The following is a 22136-nucleotide window of genomic DNA, read 5'->3' on the forward strand; positions in this document are numbered from 1 at the left end:
CTTACCTGGCGTCTCTCTGCATTAGTGGAGACTGACCCTATGGCAGGTTTTTTCCGAGAAATCATCAACGTTCCCCGACAACTGTATCAGACGATTAAGATTCACAATTCTCAGGTCATGCCGTCCTTCCGGGACGACGACGTTCCGCGAGGCAAGCTTTGTGATGGTTCTTGAGACGGTTTCGATGGTGATGCCAAGATAGTCCGCGATGTCCTGTCGGTTCATGGGCACCCGTAGCAAGCCTTGGCGCATCTGGGCATCAAGACGGGAGGCAAGCTTGACGATAAAGCTGCAGAGCCGTTCTTCCGCGTTCAATTTGGACAACAGCACCATCTGGTCGTGGGCCGCCGCGGTTTCCTGGCATAGCAGATTGATGTAGACGGGGCGCAGTGACTCCGATCGTGCGACTTCCTCGTGGAAGCTCTTTCGCGACACGCGTCGGATCCTGCAGTCGCTCACGGCCTCGGCCGTGAAGAGGAACGCGTCCTGAAGCGACGCACCAATGAGATCGCCGGCAAAGTGGAAAGCGGTGATTACACGACGGCCTTCGCCGATGATGCGGTGGAGACGGACCACACCTTCGACGACATGAAACAGGTGGTTGGCAGTGTCGCCCTCCCAGCAGATCGCCTTCCCAGCCGCAATCGTTTCTGTCGCGGAGGTCAGAAAAAGAGATGAGAGCGATTGCACTCCACGCATCATATCGTGCGTTGGTTCTGCATGTTCGAAGGCGGCGTTGTTCTGCATCAGCATGGAAGTATCCCCTCTTGTTGGCGAGGGCACTAAATCGTCGTTGCGTCACACAGAAATGATCGGACGGTTTCAAAAGGTGAAACTTCGTAACAGATTGTAATAGCGGCCGGGCTTCGATCGAAATTGCGGCATCGTTGATCTAGATCAAGGAGCCTCTCGCGCGCCCATGACAGTCCTTCGCCAAAGTACGAGAGAGCCGGCCGCGACGCGGTCGACTGCGCACTGGGGACGACATCATGAAGTATACGACTGAAACGATGGTGGTCGCGGTGGGGGCATTCCTAGCCTTGCTGGGTGCTGCCTTCGCCCACGACCATCTATTTGCAATCCATATGAGCGTTCTTTGCTTCTGCCTTCTCGCGGGCACTGTGCTGCTGATGAGAAACATGGATTTCACCCCGGCAGGGCGGTTGCCGATGGTAGAAGCGTCGGGCTATTTCGACGAAGTCATTCGCTACGGCCTTATTGCGACAGTCTTCTGGGGCGTGGTTGGCTTTCTTGTTGGAGTGGTCGTCGCGCTCCAGTTGGCCTTCCCCGATCTGAATCTGGCGCCGTACCTCAATTTTGGACGCCTGCGTCCGGTCCACACTTCTGCGGTCATCTTCGCTTTCGGCGGCAACGCCTTGATCATGACATCCTTCTACGTCGTCCAGCGCACCTGTCACGCGCGCCTGTTCGGCGGCAGCTTGGCTTGGTTCGTGTTCTGGGGCTACCAACTCTTCATCGTCATGGCGGCGACGGGATATGTGCTCGGCATCACGCAGGCACGCGAATATGCGGAGCCGGAATGGTACGTCGACATCTGGCTGACCGTCGTGTGGGTCGCCTACCTGGTCGTTTACCTGGGAACCATTCTGAAGCGTAGGGAACCACACATCTATGTCGCAAACTGGTTCTATCTCGGCTTCATCGTAACGATCGCGATGCTGCACGTGGTGAACAACCTCGCGGTGCCAGCATCGTTTCTCGGCTCGAAGAGTTACTCGGCGTTCTCGGGCGTGCAGGACGCACTGACGCAATGGTGGTATGGCCACAACGCCGTCGGCTTCTTCCTGACGGCCGGCTTCCTCGGGATGATGTACTACTTCGTTCCCAAGCAGGCCAACCGCCCAGTCTACTCCTATCGTCTGTCGATCATCCACTTCTGGGCCCTGATCTTCATGTACATCTGGGCAGGCCCGCACCACCTTCATTACACGGCGTTGCCTGATTGGGCGCAAACGCTCGGCATGGTCTTTTCGGTCATGCTCTGGATGCCTTCGTGGGGCGGCATGATCAACGGCCTGATGACCTTGTCGGGGGCATGGGACAAGATCCGCACCGACCCCATCATCCGCATGATGATCGTCGCCATCGCCTTCTACGGAATGTCGACATTCGAAGGACCGATGATGTCGATTAAGACCGTCAACTCGCTTAGCCACTACACTGAATGGACGATTGGCCACGTGCACTCCGGCGCTCTCGGATGGGTCGGCATGATCACCTTCGGCGCCGTCTACTATCTGACACCTAAGCTTTGGGGACGCGACCGTCTCTACAGTCTCCGCATGGTCAACTGGCACTTCTGGCTCGCCACCCTCGGCATCGTGATCTACGCCGCCGTTCTTTGGGTCGCCGGCATCCAGCAGGGACTGATGTGGCGCGAGTACAATTCGCAGGGCTTCCTCGTCTACTCGTTCGCCGAGACCGTCGCTGCAATGTTCCCGTACTATGTCCTTCGAGCCGTTGGCGGAGCGTTGTATCTGGCGGGCGGCGTGGTCATGGCATGGAACGTCTTCATGACGATCCGCGGCCATGTCAGGACCGAGGCAGCTATTCCGACCGCCTACGTGCCCCAGGCACAGCCTGCCAAGTGAGGTGATAAATGGCATCGATATTAGACAAGCACCAAATCCTCGAGAAGAACGCCACGCTCCTGTTGGTCGGGTCGCTTCTCGTGGTCAGCATCGGCGGCATCGTTGAGATCGCCCCCCTGTTCTACCTTCAGAACACCATCGAGAAGGTAGAAGGGATGCGCCCCTACACGCCGCTGGAACTGGCGGGGCGCAACATCTACATCCGTGAAGGCTGCTATCTCTGCCACAGCCAGATGATCCGACCATTCCGTGACGAAGTGGAGCGATACGGCCATTACTCGCTGGCGGCCGAATCCATGTACGACCACCCCTTCCAGTGGGGCTCCAAGCGCACCGGTCCAGATCTGGCTCGTGTTGGGGGACGGTACTCCAATGAGTGGCACGTTCAGCACCTCGCCGATCCGAGAGCCGTGGTGCCGGAATCGATCATGCCGAAATACGCCTTCCTCAAGGAGCAGGAAGTCACCGTCAAGGATGTTGGAATGGACCTCAAAGCCAACGAGGACGTCGGCGTGCCCTATACCCAGGCCATGCTCGCCAATGCCGAAGCTGACATGAAGGCCCAGGCCGATCCTAACGCCGACGCGACCGGGCTCCTGGCTCGGTATCCGAAGGCGAAGGTCGGCGACTTTGACGGCGATCCATCCAAGCTCACCGAAATGGACGCGCTTGTTTCCTACCTGCAGATGCTTGGAACGTTGGTCGACTTCTCGACCTACGACGACGCGACCGGCTACCGATGAGGTGATCCAATGGAAACTTACACAGCAATGCGGCACTTCGCCGACAGTTGGGGCCTGGTGGCCATGGCGGCTTTCTTCGCAGGCGTCGTGCTTTTCACCCTGCGTCCCGGCAGCAAGCAGATGGCACAAGAGGCCGCCGATATTCCCTTGAAGGATGACTGAAATGTCGGAAAAGCAAATCGATGAATTCAGCGGCGTGGAGACCACCGGTCACGAATGGGACGGCATTCGCGAATTGAACAACCCAATGCCACGGTGGTGGGTATGGACGTTCTATGCGACGATCCTCTGGGCGGTCGGCTACGCCATGGCCTACCCGGCGATCCCGATGATAACCTCCACGACAAAGGGACTTCTTGGTTTCTCTAGCCGTGCGGAGTTGCAACAGGATCTTGATTTGGCCAAGGCTGGCCAGATCAGGTTTGATGACATGATCGCTGCGAAGTCGGTGCAGGAAATCGACGCCGACCCCGCCCTTCGCGAATTTGCCATCGCAGGGGGCGCATCGGCATTCAAGGTCAACTGCGCGCCTTGCCATGGCTCAGGAGCAAGCGGAGGCCCCGGCTTTCCTAACTTGAACGACGACGATTGGCTATGGGGCGGCGATCTGGATTCCATCCACACGACGATCTCGCACGGTATTCGCTTCGACACGGACGCGGACACCCACGTCTCCGAAATGCCGGCGTTTGCCGAAATGCTGGACCGCACTCAAATCGAGCAGGTGGCGGCGTACGTCTGGGGATTGACCAACACGCCGACCGACCCAGCGCGCGCTGAGGCAGGCAAGCAGATTTTTCTCGACAACTGTGCGGCTTGCCATGGCGAGGACGGCAAGGGCAAGGTCGACATGGGAGCCCCAAATCTCGCCGACGCAATCTGGCTGAAGGGCGCGGGGGAGGACGCGATCGCACGACAGGTCAGCACGCCGAAGCACGGCATGATGCCTGGGTGGTCAGCGCGACTGGGCGACACCACCGTAAAGGAACTGACCGTGTTCGTTCATTCCCTCGGCGGTGGAACGTAAGGAGACCTGACGATGGCCGCACATGACCACAACCCGCTGCTCGGCCTTTATGGCACTCCGCGCGCAGCGATCCATTCACGCATCTCGGCTCGGGCCAAGACGACGAAGCCGTCTTGCGAGCAAGACGATCCTGAAAAAATCGGAAGTTCGATAGTTAATCTGACCTGCCTCAAAGATCACAAGACCACGAGCCGCTAGCGTGGCACCGGTCCAGCAGCGTTTCTTAGTGCCGCGACTCATCTGAGTCGCGGCCTCTTTTTTCGCCGTTTGGAAGCCAAGTCGACGACAGCTACGAGGCACAGTCGCTGCTTAGTTGAGACGATCGAGCGAACGCTGGGGCAACCGAACCAAGTATCTCACGCACATAGCCAGTATCACGAGAGAAAACCCGCAAAACACCGCTCCTTCTGCCAAGCGGTAGCCGAGCACACCGATCGTACCGCCGACGAGGAATGATCCTATCGTGGCGCTGTGCAGCATAAGGCGGTCCCGAGTATGCTTGGCGGCATGTGCGTCATTTGATTCCAGCATCTGGGCCATTCCGACTCCAATATCCGTAGCGATGCCGGATACATGCGTCGTCCTCACCTTGCTGCCGGATATTCTCGTGGACGCCGCGTTTTGAATGCCCATAGCGAAACTTATGACACCCACAATTCTCACGCCGCTGACATGGGTGGCCGACATCACTGACCAGACGCCGATCGCCATAAGCAATGCTGCCTCGGTTAGAAGCGCAATCGCATAAATGGCTCCAAATAAACAGTGACGCCGCAAATGCTCCTGCCACGAACATCGCAACGATGACAAGAAACGCGACCGCAAGATCGATGTCTCCCATCGAAACGTGGTCGGAAACCAATGATACGTTACCGGTCATATTCGCCGAGAAGTAGCCGAATCCGAGGTAGCCGGCGCTGTTGACGCCTCCTGCAACAAACGCAAGCGACGAGGCGAGGAGAATGTCCGTGGACAAGGTGCGGCTCTCGCCTTCTTTTACCAGCATGGCGTCGTTCTCATTGATCAACGATCTGAGCAGATTCTGGGAGCGCGGTCGAGTGGGCGAAACGATGCAGTCCGCCTAACTTGGAAGTTCGAAATTCGCCACGAATTTGACTTGCATCAAAGACCCATTGCCACAGGTTGCTAAACCCAGCCTGTCTAGTGGAGGCCAAATCGCTGAACTTCGCCCCCACGATCCCTCCGGGCCACGCTCCTCTCTCCTAGGCGTGGCCCAATTTTTTAGGCTCAGGCTGCGGAGTTGCCTGTTTCTAAATGATCTGACCCAAAGAACAGAAGCCAAAAGGCCACTATGCACTTGTCGTCTAACACTTCTAGGGCCGCGTCTCCTGTCCTGAGCGCGGCCTTTTTTGGGGCCGATCATTCGTTCTTGATCTGCGTCAAGGAGCGGCGCCCGAGAAGGTGCAAGAACGGCCGGGTGAAAATCGGACAAGCCCCATGAATCTCTACACAGCGCCTGATCCCCGGAACGTCGAACGCCTCGATGCCGAGCCCGTCAACGCCCGCAGCAACCGCCCGCCCCTCTATGCGGCCCGGAAGAAGGTGTTCCCGAAGCGGGCCCAGGGTCGCTTTCGGCAGTTCAAATGGATCGTGGTGCTGGTGACGCTTGGCATCTATTATCTCGCGCCCTGGATCCGCTGGGACCGTGGTCCCTACGCGCCCGATCAGGCCATTCTCGTCGACCTATCCTCCCGGAGGTTCTTCTTTTTCTTCATCGAGATCTGGCCGCAGGAATTCTACTACGTGGCGGGCCTCCTCGTGATGGCAGGGTTCGGCCTGTTTCTGGTGACGTCCGCGGTTGGTCGCGCGTGGTGCGGGTACGCCTGTCCACAGACAGTCTGGGTGGACCTGTTTTTGGTGGTCGAACGGGCCATCGAAGGGGACCGAAACGCCAGAATGAGGCTCGACGCCGGGCAATGGAATTTCGACAAGATCCGCAAACGCGTGACCAAGCATGCGATCTGGCTGCTGATCGGTGTAGCCACGGGCGGCGCCTGGGTCTTCTATTTCGCAAACGCTCCAGAGTTGGTGGTTTCGCTGTTCACCGGGCAGGCCGGAGCAATCGCCTACGCCACTGTCGCGACCCTGACCGCCACGACCTACGTACTGGGTGGCCTCATGCGCGAGCAGGTCTGCACCTACATGTGCCCTTGGCCGCGGATCCAGGGCGCAATGCTAGACGAGAGCTCGCTCGTCGTGACCTACAACGATTGGCGCGGCGAAGCCCGCTCGCGTCACGCCAAGAAGGCCCATACTCAAGGCATCGACGTGGGAGATTGCGTCGATTGCAATGCCTGCGTTGCGGTGTGCCCGATGGGTATCGACATCCGAGACGGACAGCAGATGGAGTGCATTACCTGTGCGCTTTGCATCGACGCATGCGACGGGGTCATGGACAAGCTCGGCAAGCCACGTGGCCTGATAGCCTATGCCACGCTGAGCGAGTACTCGAGCAACATGGCATTGGCGACAGACGCCGGGCGTACCCCGGTCCAGCCCAGCAAAGTACGCAACGAGGACGGGACGTTCGTTGATGCGGTTCGTCACTTCAATTGGCGTATCATTTTTCGACCGAGAGTCGTCTTCTACGCTGTCGTCTGGACTTTGATCGGCATTGCAATGCTGGTACACCTAGCCTTGCGCGATCGCCTCGAGCTCAACGTCGTCCATGACCGCAATCCGCAATACGTGCTGGAAAGCGACGGTTCCATCCGCAATGGCTACACCCTTCGTGTCCTCAACATGGTGCCGATGCCCAGAAGGGTGGAAATCAGCCTTTCCGGCCTCGAAGGCGCGACAATGCGTATCCCCGAGTTCAGCAAGGAAGACGCACGCAGCTTCACGATGGATGTCCAACCCGATGTCGCCACCGCGCTGAAAGTCTTCGTCACCCGCAAGCAGACAGGCGCCGCGGTCAACGAATTCCTGTTCGTCATCGAAGACCCCGAGCATTCGGATCGGGCGACTTACCGCGCCGCATTCAACGCCCCAGGAGAGGCCAAATGACCGTACGCGCTCAAGGGTTCACTGGCCGTCACATGCTCCTCACGACGTCGGCCTTCTTCGCTGTCGTGATTGCGGTCAACGTCACAATGGCATGGTACGCGTCATCGAGTTGGAGTGGTCTCGTCGTAGAAAACACCTACGTCGCTAGCCAGGAATTCAATCGGAAGGCCGAAGCCATGCGGGTGATGGCCGCGTCTGGCATCATCGGCGAACTTTCCTTGAAGGATGGCGCAATTCACTACCTCATCCGAAACAAGGATCGGTCGCCTGCAATGGTCGACGAGGTTACCGCGAACTTCAAGCGACCCGTCGGCGACCATGAAGACTTCCAGGTCACGTTCAGGAAAACAGGCGAAGGTCTGTTCGAAGCCAATCACCGGCTTGCGTCAGGCGATTGGATCGTGGAAGTGATTTCGCGCAGGGGCGATACGATCGTCATGCACGAAGCTGCCCGGATCGACACGGCGGGATTCGGCCAATGACCTGCTGCGACATGAATACAGAGAGCGTGCTCGCGATGAGCACTACGTCCTTCAGTGCCCAGGAGATTGCGTTTGCCAGCCACCCGTTGGGCGAGGGTCTTCAACAACTCGATCTCAGCGTGCCAGACGTGCACTGCGGTGGATGCATCTCGACAATCGAAAAGGCGCTATACGCGCTGCCCTATGTGACCAAGGCTAGGGTCAACCTGACGTCCCGACGCGTGACATGCGTCTACTCCCAGGAATTCGACAAGCGGGCAACGGATCCGACCGGAATCATCAGTGCGATCACGGCGGCGGGATACCGGGCCCATCTATTCACGCCGCTTGCTTCTGAGAACGACGCCACCAGAAACCAGCTTCTTCTTGCTGTCGGCGTCTCCGGCTTTGCGGCTACCAATATCATGCTTCTGTCGGTGTCGGTCTGGTCTGGAGCGGACGCCGCGACGCGCGACATGTTCCACTGGATCTCCGCGATGATCGCTGCCCCCGCCCTTGTTTACGCGGGTCGTTTCTTCTTTCGTTCTGCCTGGAATGCGCTCAAGCATGGCCGCACCAACATGGACGTCCCGATCTCCCTGGCAGTAACGCTCTCCTATGCGGTGTCGCTTTGGGAAACAGTTCATCACGGCGAACATGCCTGGTTCGATGCTTCGGTCTCGTTGCTGTTCTTTCTTCTCATCGGCAGAACGCTCGATCATGTGATGCGCGAAAAAGCACGCGCGGCAATCAATGGACTGGCTCGGCTCGCACCCCGAGGCGCCCTCCTCGCAATGCCCGACGGTTCGCGCCGTTACGTTGCGGTGGAGGAGATCTCGGTTGGGGACGAAATCGCGATCGCCGCCGGAGACCGTATTCCCGTAGACGGAGCCGTCGTCAGCGGAGAGAGCGAGCTGGATCTTTCGATCGTGACGGGCGAAAGCAGTCCCGTGGCGGTGTTCAAGGGGAGCCAGGTCAGCTCGGGGGCGATGAACCTGACGGGTTCCCTCGTAGTCACAGCAACCAAGCTTGCGAAGAACTCGCTTCTGGCCGAGATCATCAGCCTGATGGAGGCTGCTGAAGGGGGAAGGGCACGTTACCGTCGCATCGCCGACCGCGCCGCCTCCCTCTATTCGCCCGTTGTTCATCTCCTCGCTTTGGTTTCGTTTCTTGCGTGGGGCTTCATGGGCGGTGACTGGAAGCATGCAATGCTGGTCGCGGTGGCCGTCTTGATCATCACATGCCCATGCGCTCTCGGTCTTGCCGTCCCCGTGGTGCAGGTCGTCGCAGCAGGCGAACTCTTCCGAAAGGGCGTGATGGTAAAGGACGGTTCGGCTTTGGAGCGATTAGCGGAAGTCGATACCGTCGCCTTCGACAAAACTGGAACGTTGACGATCGGAGTTCCGAAGCTCGTCGCGACTGAAGCTCCGGACGAGGCCGCGCTTGCGATAGCCGTGGGACTGGCCGCCCATTCCCGACATCCGCTTTCGCAGGCATTGGTTCGAAGCACCCGCGTGGCGCCTGTGACGTTCGACCGCGTGATCGAAATTCCAGGCGGTGGCCTTGTCTCTTCGCGCGGCGACGCGACCTATCGACTAGGCAATACTTTTTTCGCTGGCGCCGCAGCCGGGCCGGAGAACGACAGCCCGCTTTCCGAAGTGGTCCTGTCAAAGGACGGTGCCATTCTGGCCCGCTTTTTCTTCGATGACACTTTAAGACCCGGTGCCGGTGAAGCTATTGGGCAACTGGATGCCGCTGGTTTTGAAACCGTGATCATTTCCGGCGATCGGCAGAGCGTCGTAGACAACGCAGCGCTTGCGCTGAGCGTAGACCGCGCATTGGGCGCAATGACGCCCAAGCAGAAAGTGGAAGAATGCCAGCGCCTCAGCTCGGCGGGGCATCGAGTCCTCATGGTAGGCGACGGCATCAACGACGCACCGGCGCTTGCCGCCGCGCACGTTTCGATAGCTCCCGCCACTGCGTCGGACATCGGACGCCAAGCCGCCGATCTCGTATTCTTCAATGAAAGACTGGACGCAGTCCCTCAGGCGATCACCATCGCAAGAAGGTCCGCAGCACTTATTCGTCAGAACTTTGCGCTCGCCATCGGTTACAATGTGCTTGCGGTCCCGATCGCGATCGCAGGATATGCGACCCCCCTTATCGCCGCAGTGGCCATGTCGACGTCGTCGATCATCGTCGTCACGAACGCGCTTCGGCTGAACTCGTTCGGAGCGACGAAGGACTCGCCGCGGTTGGACCGGTTGCCTGTCGATAGCAGGAAGGTCGAAAACGCATGAACATGCTGATCTACCTCATCCCTATCGCGCTGTTCATGGGCGGCATGGGCCTTTTCGCCTTCCTCTGGTCTCTCAGGAGCGGTCAGTACGAGGACCTCCAGGGAGCCGCCTGGCGGATACTTTTAGACGATGAAGGCGAGAACCCGAAACAATAGACGCCAAAACGAAAGGAAGGACGATGCTTGCTAAAAATCCCGTGCTTCTGAGATCCGAGCTGTTCGCAGGATTGGATCGACAAACCACAGAAAAGTTGTTGGAATTGGCGAAGGTGAGAACATTCTCCCCGCACGAACAGATCATCGCAGAAGGTCAGAAAGCAATGTTCGTCGCCTGTGTGATGAACGGTCTCGTTCGACTTACAAAGAAGGAATCCACAGGGCGCGAAGCCGACATCTGCATCTGCGAACCCGGCGACTTCTTCGCGGAACATCTTCTGGCCGGTGGGGGGACATATGTTCACGGGGCTTCGGCGGCGGACTTCACCGAAATTGCGCTTTTCGACTTGAGAGGCCTGCGGTCTTTGGCGGAAGAAAATCGCAACGTTCAGGGCAATGTCATGCGCATCATGGCCAGGCACCTTGTAGGGGCAATGGATTGCATAGCGGGTGATCGTCTTCATACGGCCGCACAACGCGTTGCAAACTATCTCCTCGGTCGGTGCCCGCCGTCGGCGTCACGGGCAACATTCTGCTTGCCGTATCAAAAGCGAGTACTCGCCGGAAAGCTGGGGTTGGCACCAGAGGCTCTATCTCGCGCCTTCGCTGCGCTGGCACCAGCCGGTGTCGCAGTCAGAGGCAAGACAATTTCTGTCGAGAGCGTAAACCTGCTCCGACAAGAGTGCTGAGGACAGGCCGACGCCGCTTTGGGCAACCCTATTTTTGGGGTAGATACCTGAATTTCGCGGTAAGAATTAAGCCCGCTTTAAGAAAGCCGAATTAAATCTGTAGTTGTTTTTGGTTCCTCATGAACCTTGGGGCATTGCATGACGGGATGCCGATAGAGACCCTGCGCGGAATGTGTCCGACGGCAGGTTCAATACGGCATCGGAGGCATCGGTGCGCCACATCCCAATTATATCCAAGTTTCTCACCCTTCTTGCCGCGGTCGGCCTTTTCGTACTTGGTGCGACGGCCTATTCCGGGTACCAAATGCTCCGCATTGACGGATCCTATCGGAGCCTGCTTGCCGGCGAGGACACTGCGGCCATCAATCTGGCCCGTGCCAACCGGGCGCTCCAGACTGCGAGGGCGTCGATCGGCGACCTGCTGATGTCGCGAAGCGTCTCGGAGAACGGGGCCGCACTGGCGGAAGTCGACGGCGCCCGCGCCGGATTCATAAAATTCTCTGACGCCGCCATCCACGCGCTTCAGCACGACGCCGATCTGCAGTCCTTGAAGGTGAAGGGACTTCGTCTGCTCGACGAGACCTGCAAGCCAACGATCGATCTGGCCTCAAGAGCAACCGCTCCGCAAGACGTGCTCGCCTCCCAGCAGCGTTTCCTGGCAGAATGCCAGCCGCAGTTTCCTGCTTTTTCGAAAGCGGCCGTCGATGTTGTGCAAAGACTTGTGGAAAAAGTTGCGAGTGAGAACGTCACGATCAACGCCGCCTCCCATTCCACGGTCTGGATCACCGCACTCTCGATCGTCATAGGGCTCGCCCTGTTCCTCATGTCCGGACTTCTCGGCATCCGCAAGTGGCTCGCAACCCCGATACGCGGGCTTTCTGAGACGATGCGGCGGCTCGCCGACGCTGACTTCGCAGCGATTGTCGGCGACACCGACCGTAAGGACGAAGTCGGTGGAATGGCCCGAGCCGTGCAGATCTTCAAGGACAATGGACTGCGAGCCATCGAGATCGAACGCGAGGCCAACGACCACCGTGGCCACACCGAAGAAGAACGTCGGCGCAATGCTCAGATCGAGCAACAACGCATCGAGGAAATGACGCGTGCCGCAGAAGGTCTGGCTTGCGGGCTGCAGCATTTGGCGCAAGGAGATCTCAAGTTCACGCTGGACGCCCCGTTCGCCGTGGACTTCGAAGGTCTGCGTACCGACTTCAACACCGCTGTCGCACAGCTTGCCGATACGCTGGCCGCGGTTGCTCAATCTACGTCCTCCATCGACGCCGGCTCTCGGGAGATCAGTTGCAGTTCCGACGACTTGTCGAAACGGACCGAGCAGCAGGCGGCTTCACTTGAAGAGACCGCAGCTGCGCTCGACCAGATCACGGCCAATGTCACGAATGCCTCCAGACGGACCGAAGAGGCTCGCGCCGTTGCGGCAGAGGCTGAACAAAGTGCCGAGCATTCCGCACAGGTGGTAGCCCGCGCGGTCGACGCCATCGAAAAGATAGAAGGATCGTCGCGTCAGATCTCCAGTATTCATTGGGGTGATTGACGACATCGCCTTTCAGACGAACCTCCTTGCACTGAATGCCGGCGTCGAAGCGGCGCGGGCCGGCGAGGCGGGCAAAGGCTTCGCGGTCGTGGCTCAGGAGGTTCGAGAACTGGCGCAGCGTTCTGCTCGGGCGGCAAAGGAGATCAAGGATCTCATCTGTACATCTGAAGCCGAGGTCGACAGCGGCGTTGCGCTTGTGCGGGAGACCGGCGGAGCGCTTGCTACCATCCAGAGGTTCGTCGCAGACATTAACGAACACATGGACGCGATCGCCACCTCTGCAAAGGAGCAATCCGTCGGACTTACGCAGGTGAACACTGCGGTCAATGAGATGGATCAGGTCACCCAGAAGAACGCCGCAATGGTAGAGGAGACGAATGCAGCGAGTGCGACCCTTGCCATCGAGAGTGGAAGATTGAGGTCACTGGTTGCAGTATTTTCGCTACCGGGGAATGGTTCGGTCGCACCTGACCAGGATGAGCCTCAGACACGAAACGTCAGCGCTTTGCGCGCCTTGGCCAAGCGAGGCAGCTCGGCATCGGCGGCCGTCCGGTAGCAGGACTTTTAGGAATACTCTCTTGATTGCGGGCGAATTCGTGTCCGCAATCACGTTTCGATCGACCGTTAGAACTTGCAACCGACCTGTGGCGCTGGCGGCATTCCTGCGCTATTGCTCGGTTGCAAGTTCGAAGCGGAACGATGACAAGATGGAACCCGAGCGCATTCTGGTAGTCGACGACGACGCCCGGATCAGGCAGATGCTGATCCGCTATTTCGAGGACAACGGCTATCGAGTGAATGCCGTAGGCAACGGCGCGGCCATGCGCGCGGAACTCGCGAAGGGAAGGTACGCTGCGGTCTTCCTGGATCTCGTCCTGCCCGGCGGCGAGAATGGCCTGGAGCTATTGAAAGAGCTCCGCAACACCTCGGACGTACCCGTACTGATGCTGACAGGCCAGGACGACGTGACCGACAAGGTCGTCGGACTGGAGGTGGGTGCGGACGACTACATCGCCAAGCCGTTTCATCTACGAGAACTTCTTGCTCGTTTGCGGACGGTGCTGCGCAGGCGGGCGCCGGCCGAACCGGCCAAGGCTGTCGGGGGCGAAGATGAAAGCATCCAATTCGATGGCTGGCGTCTGGACGTGCCCCGCAGAAAGCTCACCTCTCCTGATGGCGACGACGTACCGCTCACGACGGGCGAATTCGACATGCTTCTGGTTTTCGTTCGCAATCCCGGCCGGGTGTTGTCGCGCGATACGCTTATGGACTTGACCAGAAACCGCAGCCTTGAGGCGTTTGACCGTGCGATCGATGCGCAAATCGTACGCCTGCGAAAGAAGATCGAGACCGATCCAAAGGCACCGGCCTTGGTTCAGTCGGTGCGGGGCGTCGGTTACGTTTTCACGGGTCGACTGCGGTGACGACCGGCGGGATCAAGACGCTTCGTTAATTGATCCGCATCAATGTTCCTTTGACGATAAGCGGTATGTTCAGGCGCAAAATGGCGTCTGGACACATGATTATTTGGATACTCTTCGCGGTCATTACGACCGCTACAACTGCGGCTCTGCTTCATCCGCTTACGACGACCCGCACCCGGCCGGCCTGCAATAGCCCGGAAGCCTCCAGCGTGTATCGAGATCAGCTTCTCGAACTCGAGAGGGAATTGAGAGCGGGCGACATCGGTTCAATCGAGTATGAGCACGCGCGAGCCGAAACGGCGCGACGGTTCATCAGAGCGAGCGGCCCGGTGGCCGCCGCTCCCGCATTCCGGTCCCATCGCTGGCTGAGGCTTGGCGTCGTCGCGTTCTTGCCGATCGTCAGCATCGGGCTGTATGTGGGCGTTGGTTCGCCGGAAATGCCCTCACGGCCACTGCAAGCGAGGTTGGCAGATCCCGGACAGGATCTTCCAATACTCGTCATGAAGACCGAAGGGCATCTTACAAATGATCCGGATGATGGTCGCGGGTGGGATGTGATTGCTCCCGTCTATCTCAAGATGGGTCGCATCGACGACGCAGAGAAGGCTTATCGCAACGCGATCCGCATCCTTGGTCGAAGCGTTCAACGGCTGGACGGCCTCTTAGAGACCGCGATGGCCCGGTCGAATGGACAGGTGAGGCAAGAGGCACGCGCCATCCTGCAGGAAATGCTGCAGCTTGAGCCGGGAAATCCACGTGCGCGGTTCTATATCGCTCTAGGAATTGAGCAGTCTGGCAAGAAGGCCGAGGCGCGGACCGCGTTCCAGGCGCTGGCCAAGGATTCGCCTGCAGATGCGCCGTGGTTGGCGCTGGTGAATGAACACATCTTCGCCAATGGCGGCGTTGCGCCAGTCTCCACCACCACTCCGGGCACGTTGACGGACACCGCACAAAATCCCGGCGCAGTGGCTGGCCAGCGCAAAATGGTCCAGGCGATGGTCCAGGGATTGGATGCAAAACTCGCAACGCGGCCCGATGACATTGAAGGTTGGCTCCGCCTGATCAGATCCTACGCGATACTCGACGAGAAAAGGCAGGCGGCAGCCGCTCTTCAACGCGGCTTGTCCAGCTTTCCTGCAACGACAGAAAAGGGCCGGCAGTTGGTCTCGCTAGCCCACGAACTTCAAATCGACTTGGAAGGGACGAGCGAATGACACGCAAACAGAAGCGTCTCGCAGTCATCGGCAGCGGCATGAGCTTCATCCTTGCTGCCGTGCTGCTGGTCATGTTCGCCTTTAGCCAGTCGGTGGCGTATTTTTACATGCCCTCAGAGATTGCGAACACTCATCTCACGCCTGGCACCCGTATCCGCCTTGGTGGCCTTGTAGGCGAGGGGAGCGTCATGCGTGGCGCCGGATCGGCAGTGCAGTTCGCAGTTACAGACCCAAATGGCGGCGTCGTGCGCGTGCGATTTGCCGGCATTCTTCCAGATCTTTTCCGGGAGGGCCAAGGTGTCGTGACCGAAGGCAGTTTCGAGGCAGGATCCGAGGTTTTTACCGCCGACACGGTTTTGGCGAAGCACGACGAGAAATATATGCCGAAGGAGGTCGCGGACAAGCTCAAAGAGCAGGGGCTTTGGCAGCATGCGGGAGCCGCGCAATGATCATTGAGATTGGGCACTACGCGCTCGTTCTTTCACTTGCGACAGCCCTGGTGCTGTCCGTCGTCCCCGCCGTGGGCGCGCGTCGCCTCGACTATCAGATGATGGAGGTGGCTACCCCCGGATCCGTCTTCTTCTTCTTGCTGGTCGCATTCTCCTTCGGCGTCCTGACCTATGCCCACGTTGTCTCCGATTTTTCTGTCGAGAACGTCTGGGAGAACTCGCACTCCCTCGTACCGCTTCTTTACAAATACTCGGGTGTCTGGGGCAATCACGAAGGATCGATGATGCTCTGGCTGTTGATCCTGGCGCTGTTCAGCGCGCTCGTCGCCGTGTTCGGCCGCAACCTTCCCGAGACTTTGAAGGCGAACGTACTTGCCGTTCAAGCATGGATTTCCGTTGCGTTCATACTCTTCATCCTGCTGACGTCGAACCCCTTCTTGCGTCTTGATCCTGCTCCTGCCGAAGGCAAGGATCTCAATCCTGTTCTCCAGGACGTTGGTCTCGCGATCCATCCACCTCTGCTCTATATTGGTTACGTTGGGTTTTCTGTCTGCTTCTCGTTCGCCATAGCCGCGCTTCTCGAAGGTCGCATTGATGCAGCCTGGGCGCGATGGGTGCGCCCTTGGACCCTTGCTGCGTGGACGTTCCTTACCTTGGGCATCGCGATGGGATCCTATTGGGCCTACTACGAGCTTGGCTGGGGCGGCTGGTGGTTCTGGGACCCGGTCGAGAATTCGTCGTTCATGCCTTGGCTTGCGGGCACCGCATTGCTTCATTCCGCGCTTGTGATGGAAAAGCGTGAAGCGCTGAAGATCTGGACGGTCCTGCTCGCCATCCTGACATTCTCGCTATCGCTTCTAGGTACCTTCCTGGTCCGGTCCGGCGTGCTGACCTCGGTTCACGCGTTTGCGAGCGACCCCTCGCGCGGCATCTTCATCCTATGCATTCTGCTGGTCTTCATCGGCGGATCGCTGTCCCTCTTTGCCTACCGGGCACCGGCCTTGACCACCGGGGGGCTCTTCGCGCCGATCTCGCGAGAAGGTGGGCTCGTCTTAAACAACCTGATCCTCACAGTCGCATGCGGCACGGTCCTGACCGGAACCCTGTATCCTCTGCTGCTGGAGACGATCACCGGCGACAAGATTTCCGTGGGCGCGCCGTTCTTCAGTATGACGTTCGGCACATTGATGATCCCGCTCGTTGTCGTCGTGCCGGTTGGTCCGCTGCTCGCGTGGAAACGAGGAGACCTTTTGGGGGCTCTGCAACGACTGTACGTGGTCGCCGGCATAGCCTTGGTCGGCGCCCTGGCAATCTTCTACGTTCAACATGGAGGACCGGTGCTTTCTGTGTTCGGACTGGCTGCTGGCCTCTATCTTGTGCTTGGAGCACTCGCCGATCTCTGGTATCGAGCTGGCGTCGGCAAGGTTGCAGCGTACGTGGCATGGCGCCGGTTCTCCGGCCTTCCTCGCTCCGCCTTCGGCACGGCGCTGGCGCACGCCGGGCTCGGACTGACCGCTCTCGGAATCGTCGCCGTCACGACGTTTGAAACTGAGCGCGTCGTACAGATGAAGCCAGGTGAGACCGTGGAGGCGGGTGGATACTCGATTCAGTTCGATGGAATGAAACCTGAAAAGGGATCGAACTATGCGGAGGATCGTGGGCACTTCAGCATCAGTCGTGGCGACGTCGACGCCGGTGAGGTCTGGTCAGCAAAGAGGGTCTACAGCGCACGCCAAATGCCGACGACCGAGGCCGGGATTCTGACAATCGGGTCAAGTCAGCTCTACGTCTCCCTTGGCGACCCGACAAATGACGGTGGGATCGTCGTGCGCGTCTGGTGGAAGCCTTTCATCACTCTGATCTGGTTCGGCGCGTTGGTGATGGCGGCGGGAGGCTTCGTTTCGCTGAGCGATCGTCGTCTGCGTGTCGGGGCGCCTGGTCGAAAAGCGAGGGCTATTGTGAAGCCCGCGCATATCGCGGAGGCCGCCGAATGATGCGGTGCGTCGCGGTCGTACTGACTCTGCTTGTAACAATCTTGCCCGCCTTCGCGGTGAATCCTGATGAAACCCTCGCCGATCCGGCCCAGGAGGCGAGAGCCCGGACAATATCTTCGGAACTGCGCTGCTTGGTCTGCCAGAACCAGTCGATTGACGAATCCAACGCCGAACTCGCGAAAGATCTACGGCTCCTGGTTCGCGAACGCATCGTTGCAGGGGACTCCGACAAGGCGGTGCTCGACTATCTGGTGGCGCGCTACGGCGAGTTCGTCTTGCTCAAGCCACGCGTCAACGAACGAACCATCCTGCTGTGGATCGCGCCCTTGGCATTGACTGGAGCCGCTGCTGCAGCCCTTGTGGCGATGGGGAGACGAAGCAGAAGAGAAAGCGAACCCCTGCTGACTGAAGAGGAACGGAAGCACCTCGACAGCTTGCTTCGATGACCGGCTATTCGTCACGAACGCGATGACCCGCCTGCCTGGCTTGAGTTTGATGGAGATCAAAGCAGGGTCCCGGCGCCCGTGCGAAATTTGATCAAAGAAAAACCCTGATTAGTGAGGCAGTACCATGCAGGCGAAGGACATTATGACCACGAACGTGGTTTCGATCAGCCCGGCTGTAGGTGTACGCCACGCAGTCGCTGTGATGATCCAGAACGAGGTCAGCGGGCTTCCCGTGGTCGACGACGAAGGCCGGGTGTGCGGAATGGTTACCGAGGGCGACTTGCTTCTGCGCCGGGAGATCAGACTTGCTCCACGGCTTGCGCGCAGTGTCGAACTGATCTCGGAGATCGACCTGGAGCGTTACATCTGCAGCAACGGATGGTGTGTGGCCGACGTCATGTCCCAGGACGTCATCGTAGCGCGGACGGACAGCGAGGTGTCCGACATTGCCGAGAGCCTGCAGGCGCATCGCATCAAGCGCTTGCCGATCGTCTTGGATGGAAAACTGGTGGGAATAGTAAGCCGCCGGGACATCCTGCGCATAATCCTCGAAGCGCCATCTGCAACGCTCCCGAAGGAAGATGAATCCATCCGGCTAGCCGTTCGAACCCGACTGCGCGCGGATCTCGGCCTCACTCCTCAGAAGGTGCAGGTCTCCGTAAAAAATGGACAGATCACCATCGACGGTCAGGTGGAATCCGATCTGAAGCGCAGGGCGGTCCAGGTTCTTATCGAAAGCCTTGGAATCGGGGGCTACCGGGATCGGCTTCGGGTGACGCCTCCAGCCATGGGCGACTGATCGGCTGGACTCGTTGAGCAAAGAGCCAGCTAACTTTCTCAACAAGCGCAAAAAGCCCGCCGTTTGGCGGGCTGGTCGTCAGACCAGAGGCCTGTTGTTTTCTAATCCTAAGATCGTTGGCATTAATGACCTATGGGCGCGTTGGCTTCCGGAACGTTCCAGGACGTTGCGTGCGGCGTCGGTCATGATGGACCAGAGTTTGCTCCCCTCTGGTTCTACTCGAAACGGTGTCACCCTTGACATCAGGAAAGGCTCAGATCTGGGCAACAGGCAAGCCTGCCCGTGCTAAGGATCGCGGACCGAAGTTCGGCTTACATTGCAAACGAAGAGCCAGCCGCCATTTCGCTGGTTGTAAGGGGGACATCCTTGCATTTGGAGAGCGACGTGCCGCGGAAAAGCTCATTGAGCCGGTCTCGCCAGCGCCAACGCGAGCTTGGGGAGGGGGACCAGTATCGCGAAGGCGGAAGCTGCGGGCCACATCGCGTCTAGATGCGAGCAGGCTTGCTTGGTTCCGCGCCCCGGAGCCCAGCAAGCCATCTGTCAAAGTTTCCCTGCTTGACACGGGGCAATCCCGACCGGCACCAGCAAACTAGCCTCGACCGTGTCACCGCTTCTTTGAGCGAGATTAAAAACGCGCCATTTCGCCGCTCAGCTTGAAGTGAAGGCGGCATCTATTGCCGGATTGATTTCGCGTGAGAGAACCTTGGTGTCCAGAGGTCCGACGTGTTTCAGCGTGATCCGCCCGGCGTGGTCGATCACAAAGGTCTCTGGAACTCCGTAGACGCCCCAGTCGATAGCGCTGCGTCCGGCTGTATCAACGCCGATCGCTGAGAACGGATTTCCGTTCTCGCCAAGGAAGGCCAGCGCCTTTTCCGGCGTATCCTTGTAGTTGATGGCCACGAGCTTCACCCGCGAATCCTTGGCCAGTTCCATCAGCGCGGGATGCTCTTGCCGGCAAGGGACGCACCAAGATGCAAATATGTTCAGGACGACGACCCGGTTGTCCAGGGCGCGATCGTTGAGCGCCGGCGTCTGAACGCCCGCGAGCGGAGGAAGGTTCACCGTCGGATGTCTTAGCCCAATCAAGGCAGAAGGAATTGTTGCCGGCGAGTAGCCCTGCCTGGATTCGCGATAGAGCGTCGTCGCGGCGGCGCTGGCGATCCCCAGGAAGACAAGCAGGGGGATGCCTGCAAACAAATACTGACGCATTCCTAGCGATCCTCGTTTGGCAGACGCCGGCGGACTATCGCAAGTGCCTTCACCTGTCGGCGGTAGCATTGACCGGTAGTCCAGACCTTCAGACCGACCGTGGTCATGACCCCGAACGTGAGAGCGTAGGCAGCGACGACGTAGTGCAGATGATCCATTTCAATTCTCCCTGTGAGCTGCGGCTCTTGCTGCGAGCCTCTGTTGAGAAATGATTTTCCTTCTCCAGACCTCGTTTCTGACGGCCGCGATGTAGAGAGTGAGGAATAGGGCTGCGAACGCGACGCCCATGACCAGCAGCGGCCGTAAGAACTCGATGTCCAGATCCGGCCCGTCCAAGCGAAGGACGCTTGCCGGCTGGTGGAGGGTGTTCCACCAGTCGACTGAGAACTTGATGATCGGGATGTTCACGAAGCCGACAACAATCAAGACTGCGGTAACGCGCGCTGATCGGGTTGGCTCGTCGATCGCCCGATTGATGGCGATAATGCCCAGATACATTATAAAAAGCACGAACATGGAGGTGAGGCGGGCGTCCCAAACCCACCAGGTGCCCCACATGGGCTTGCCCCAGATGGCTCCCGTAACCAGCGAGACGAAGGTGAACGCGGCGCCGAGCGGTGCGGCGACCCTTGCAGCCACGTCCGCAAGAGGGTGACGCCACACGATCGATCCGATCGCATTGGCGGTCATGACCGAATAACAGAGCATGGCGATCCAGGCCGCGGGGACATGGACGTACATGATCCTAACTGTTGCACCTTGCTGGTAGTCGATGTCCGAGCTGAAGCTCAGATAGAGGCCTGCGGCAAGACACAGAGCTGTGAAGCCTGCCAGGTAGGGAAGCACGCGCTCGGCGACTTCCACAAACCTAGCAGGCTGGGCCAGATCAACGATGAAATTTTGTATGTGAACGTATGGGCTCATGCTTGAGAGCCTTAAGCCAAGCTGAGCCAAGATAATTGATCCGGATCAAAGAAGACGCCAAAGGCGCAGTTTTGCAAGCCGCGACATCAAAGGTCTCAATCTCAAATTTACGACTCCACCCCAAAAACGGGGGGGCAACATCTACCCTGCCCGCACACGAACAGGCGGCGAATATGAGATCCACTGCCAATGTAGGCCCTCGGCAAGCCGCACAACTTGATCCGTCACCCAGATATGCTCCGCGGGGTTTTCTGGCTGCTGTGGGATTGCATCCGCAAAAATCTCCCGACCGGCGCCTACGTCCAGAACAAGTCGACGGACGGCCGCCACTATCGGGGTATATGCAATCGTCACTCCTATCGACGGAGGCTACCTTTCCGTCTGGCCGAAGCCTTCAAGTCCGCATTTCGAAATCGTCCGACCGCTCTACGCGGACCTTGTCTCGCGTGAAGCGAACGACAAAATCTCACCGGCTGAAAGTGCCGGATTGCTGCAACGCCAGTTGGAACAGAAAGGCTTTGCCGACAACGACGCTATCATGGCATCCAGCCTGATCGCCAAGATCCAGCATGCTGTCCCAAGAGATCGAGCAGACGCTGAAAGAATTCCTGAGGTCGGCGCACAGACTTTTTCAGGAGGACTGCCGAGATGAGGCGGCTTGCCTCGGGACTGGCGGCAATTCGTGTGATGGGCAAGGTTGAGGCTGGCTGTCGACCGGAGCCTTGAACGATCCAATCGCCGATCTGGAGGCGTTCCAAGGCAAACTGAACCTCCGCCTGCCGGATATCTTTGCGCTGAGCAACCCACTCCTCGCCAACAGCGGCCAGTTGCTAGGCCTATACGCGGGGTAGCGTGGCGCATTGTCGTGAGATAATTTCGGTCTAAGTAGTGCGAAAAACCGATTGAACTTGACGGAGATCAAATACGCCTGAATCGCTGCGCTGTAACGATCGCTCTGTAGATGGAGCATATGATGGATTTCGAAGCATTCTTCAAAAACGAGCTCGACGGCCTGCATACGGAAGGCCGTTATCGCGTTTTTGCCGATCTTGAGCGTCATCGCGGCAGCTTTCCGCGTGCCACGCGTCACACCGCCGACGGCCCGAAGGAC

The 22136-nt window shown here is 58.8% G+C and carries 22 protein-coding genes and 2 pseudogenes; 19 read left to right on the forward strand and 5 right to left on the reverse strand.

Annotated elements, in window-relative coordinates:
- Positions 1-21 precede the first annotated feature (21 nt).
- Positions 22-753 (reverse strand): Crp/Fnr family transcriptional regulator, encoded by a 732-nt coding sequence (locus AC1DMK_RS28730; protein ID WP_477863724.1) that lies wholly within the window; start codon positions 751-753, stop codon positions 22-24.
- Positions 754-989: 236 nt separating this feature from the next.
- Between AC1DMK_RS28730 and ccoN the strand changes: the two genes are divergently transcribed.
- From ccoN to AC1DMK_RS28755, 5 genes are read left to right on the forward strand one after another with little or no spacing between them, the layout of a single operon-like run.
- Positions 990-2612 carry a cytochrome-c oxidase, cbb3-type subunit I gene (ccoN, locus tag AC1DMK_RS28735; protein ID WP_477863725.1) on the forward strand — a complete coding sequence of 541 codons (1623 nt, stop codon included), beginning with the start codon at positions 990-992 and terminating at the stop codon, positions 2610-2612.
- An 8-nt stretch (positions 2613-2620) separates the two neighbouring features.
- Positions 2621-3355: a cytochrome-c oxidase, cbb3-type subunit II gene (gene ccoO, locus AC1DMK_RS28740; protein WP_477863726.1), complete on the forward strand. Its 735-nt coding sequence runs from the start codon at positions 2621-2623 to the stop codon at positions 3353-3355.
- A gap of 9 nt (positions 3356-3364) precedes the next feature.
- Positions 3365-3517 (forward strand): CcoQ/FixQ family Cbb3-type cytochrome c oxidase assembly chaperone, encoded by a 153-nt coding sequence (locus AC1DMK_RS28745; protein WP_037066035.1) that lies wholly within the window; start codon positions 3365-3367, stop codon positions 3515-3517.
- Position 3518: 1 nt separating this feature from the next.
- Positions 3519-4382 carry a cytochrome-c oxidase, cbb3-type subunit III gene (ccoP, locus tag AC1DMK_RS28750; RefSeq protein WP_037066033.1) on the forward strand — a complete coding sequence of 288 codons (864 nt, stop codon included), beginning with the start codon at positions 3519-3521 and terminating at the stop codon, positions 4380-4382.
- A 12-nt stretch (positions 4383-4394) separates the two neighbouring features.
- Complete coding sequence (locus AC1DMK_RS28755) at positions 4395-4580, forward strand: hypothetical protein (protein WP_037066031.1); 186 nt, start codon at positions 4395-4397, stop codon at positions 4578-4580.
- A 111-nt stretch (positions 4581-4691) separates the two neighbouring features.
- Here AC1DMK_RS28755 and AC1DMK_RS28760 read toward each other — a convergent pair.
- Positions 4692-5388: pseudogene (locus tag AC1DMK_RS28760) on the reverse strand (YoaK family protein).
- 452 nt (positions 5389-5840) lie between these two features.
- Between AC1DMK_RS28760 and ccoG the strand changes: the two are divergent.
- The 13 genes from ccoG to AC1DMK_RS28825 all read left to right on the forward strand — a co-directional run bounded on the left by ccoG (position 5841) and on the right by AC1DMK_RS28825 (position 18892).
- A complete protein-coding gene (gene ccoG, locus AC1DMK_RS28765) occupies positions 5841-7409 on the forward strand; it encodes a cytochrome c oxidase accessory protein CcoG (protein WP_477863727.1) in 1569 nt (522 codons plus the stop codon).
- Positions 7406-7891, forward strand: coding sequence for a FixH family protein (locus AC1DMK_RS28770; protein ID WP_477863728.1), 486 nt, complete (start codon positions 7406-7408; stop codon positions 7889-7891). The genes ccoG and AC1DMK_RS28770 overlap by 4 nt, the downstream gene beginning before the upstream one ends.
- Entirely contained in the window at positions 7888-10170 is a 2283-nt protein-coding gene (locus AC1DMK_RS28775) for a cation-translocating P-type ATPase (protein ID WP_477863729.1), read from the forward strand. The genes AC1DMK_RS28770 and AC1DMK_RS28775 overlap by 4 nt, the downstream gene beginning before the upstream one ends.
- Entirely contained in the window at positions 10167-10325 is a 159-nt protein-coding gene (gene ccoS / locus AC1DMK_RS28780) for a cbb3-type cytochrome oxidase assembly protein CcoS (protein WP_037066020.1), read from the forward strand. Before AC1DMK_RS28775 ends, ccoS begins: the two co-directional genes overlap by 4 nt.
- 23 nt (positions 10326-10348) lie before the next feature.
- A complete protein-coding gene (locus AC1DMK_RS28785; RefSeq protein ID WP_477863730.1) occupies positions 10349-11014 on the forward strand; it encodes a Crp/Fnr family transcriptional regulator in 666 nt (221 codons plus the stop codon).
- Between the two features lie 211 nt (positions 11015-11225).
- Entirely contained in the window at positions 11226-12566 is a 1341-nt protein-coding gene (locus AC1DMK_RS28790) for a HAMP domain-containing protein (protein ID WP_477863731.1), read from the forward strand.
- The gene (locus AC1DMK_RS28795; RefSeq protein WP_477863732.1) at positions 12559-13122 is read left to right on the forward strand and encodes a methyl-accepting chemotaxis protein; all 564 of its coding nucleotides are present in this window, start codon (positions 12559-12561) and stop codon (positions 13120-13122) included. Before AC1DMK_RS28790 ends, AC1DMK_RS28795 begins: the two co-directional genes overlap by 8 nt.
- A 151-nt stretch (positions 13123-13273) precedes the next feature.
- On the forward strand, positions 13274-13990 hold the full coding sequence (locus AC1DMK_RS28800; RefSeq protein WP_477863733.1) for a response regulator: 717 nt from the start codon (positions 13274-13276) through the stop codon (positions 13988-13990).
- A gap of 95 nt (positions 13991-14085) precedes the next feature.
- On the forward strand, positions 14086-15204 hold the full coding sequence (gene ccmI, locus AC1DMK_RS28805) for a c-type cytochrome biogenesis protein CcmI (protein WP_477863740.1): 1119 nt from the start codon (positions 14086-14088) through the stop codon (positions 15202-15204).
- On the forward strand, positions 15201-15653 hold the full coding sequence (gene ccmE, locus AC1DMK_RS28810; RefSeq protein ID WP_477863734.1) for a cytochrome c maturation protein CcmE: 453 nt from the start codon (positions 15201-15203) through the stop codon (positions 15651-15653). The genes ccmI and ccmE overlap by 4 nt, the downstream gene beginning before the upstream one ends.
- Positions 15650-17647: a heme lyase CcmF/NrfE family subunit gene (locus AC1DMK_RS28815; protein WP_477863735.1), complete on the forward strand. Its 1998-nt coding sequence runs from the start codon at positions 15650-15652 to the stop codon at positions 17645-17647. Before ccmE ends, AC1DMK_RS28815 begins: the two co-directional genes overlap by 4 nt.
- A complete protein-coding gene (locus AC1DMK_RS28820) occupies positions 17644-18093 on the forward strand; it encodes a cytochrome c-type biogenesis protein (protein WP_477863736.1) in 450 nt (149 codons plus the stop codon). The genes AC1DMK_RS28815 and AC1DMK_RS28820 overlap by 4 nt, the downstream gene beginning before the upstream one ends.
- Before the next feature lie 124 nt (positions 18094-18217).
- Positions 18218-18892: a CBS domain-containing protein gene (locus AC1DMK_RS28825; protein ID WP_477863737.1), complete on the forward strand. Its 675-nt coding sequence runs from the start codon at positions 18218-18220 to the stop codon at positions 18890-18892.
- 648 nt (positions 18893-19540) lie between these two features.
- Here the strand turns inward: AC1DMK_RS28825 and AC1DMK_RS28830 are convergent.
- The 3 genes from AC1DMK_RS28830 to AC1DMK_RS28840 are packed head-to-tail and all read right to left on the reverse strand — an operon-like array spanning position 19541 to position 21025.
- Positions 19541-20101 carry a DsbE family thiol:disulfide interchange protein gene (locus AC1DMK_RS28830; protein WP_477863738.1) on the reverse strand — a complete coding sequence of 187 codons (561 nt, stop codon included), beginning with the start codon at positions 20099-20101 and terminating at the stop codon, positions 19541-19543.
- A 2-nt stretch (positions 20102-20103) separates the two neighbouring features.
- Entirely contained in the window at positions 20104-20259 is a 156-nt protein-coding gene (locus AC1DMK_RS28835) for a heme exporter protein CcmD (protein WP_037069031.1), read from the reverse strand.
- Between the two features lies 1 nt (position 20260).
- Positions 20261-21025 (reverse strand): heme ABC transporter permease, encoded by a 765-nt coding sequence (locus AC1DMK_RS28840; protein WP_477863739.1) that lies wholly within the window; start codon positions 21023-21025, stop codon positions 20261-20263.
- 973 nt (positions 21026-21998) lie between these two features.
- On the opposite strand from AC1DMK_RS28840, the pseudogene AC1DMK_RS28845 reads away from it, so the two are divergent.
- Positions 21999-22136 (forward strand): annotated as a pseudogene (locus AC1DMK_RS28845) (5-aminolevulinate synthase); the annotation flags it as partial.

The organism is Rhizobium sp. 05L419 (genome assembly GCF_056397845.1).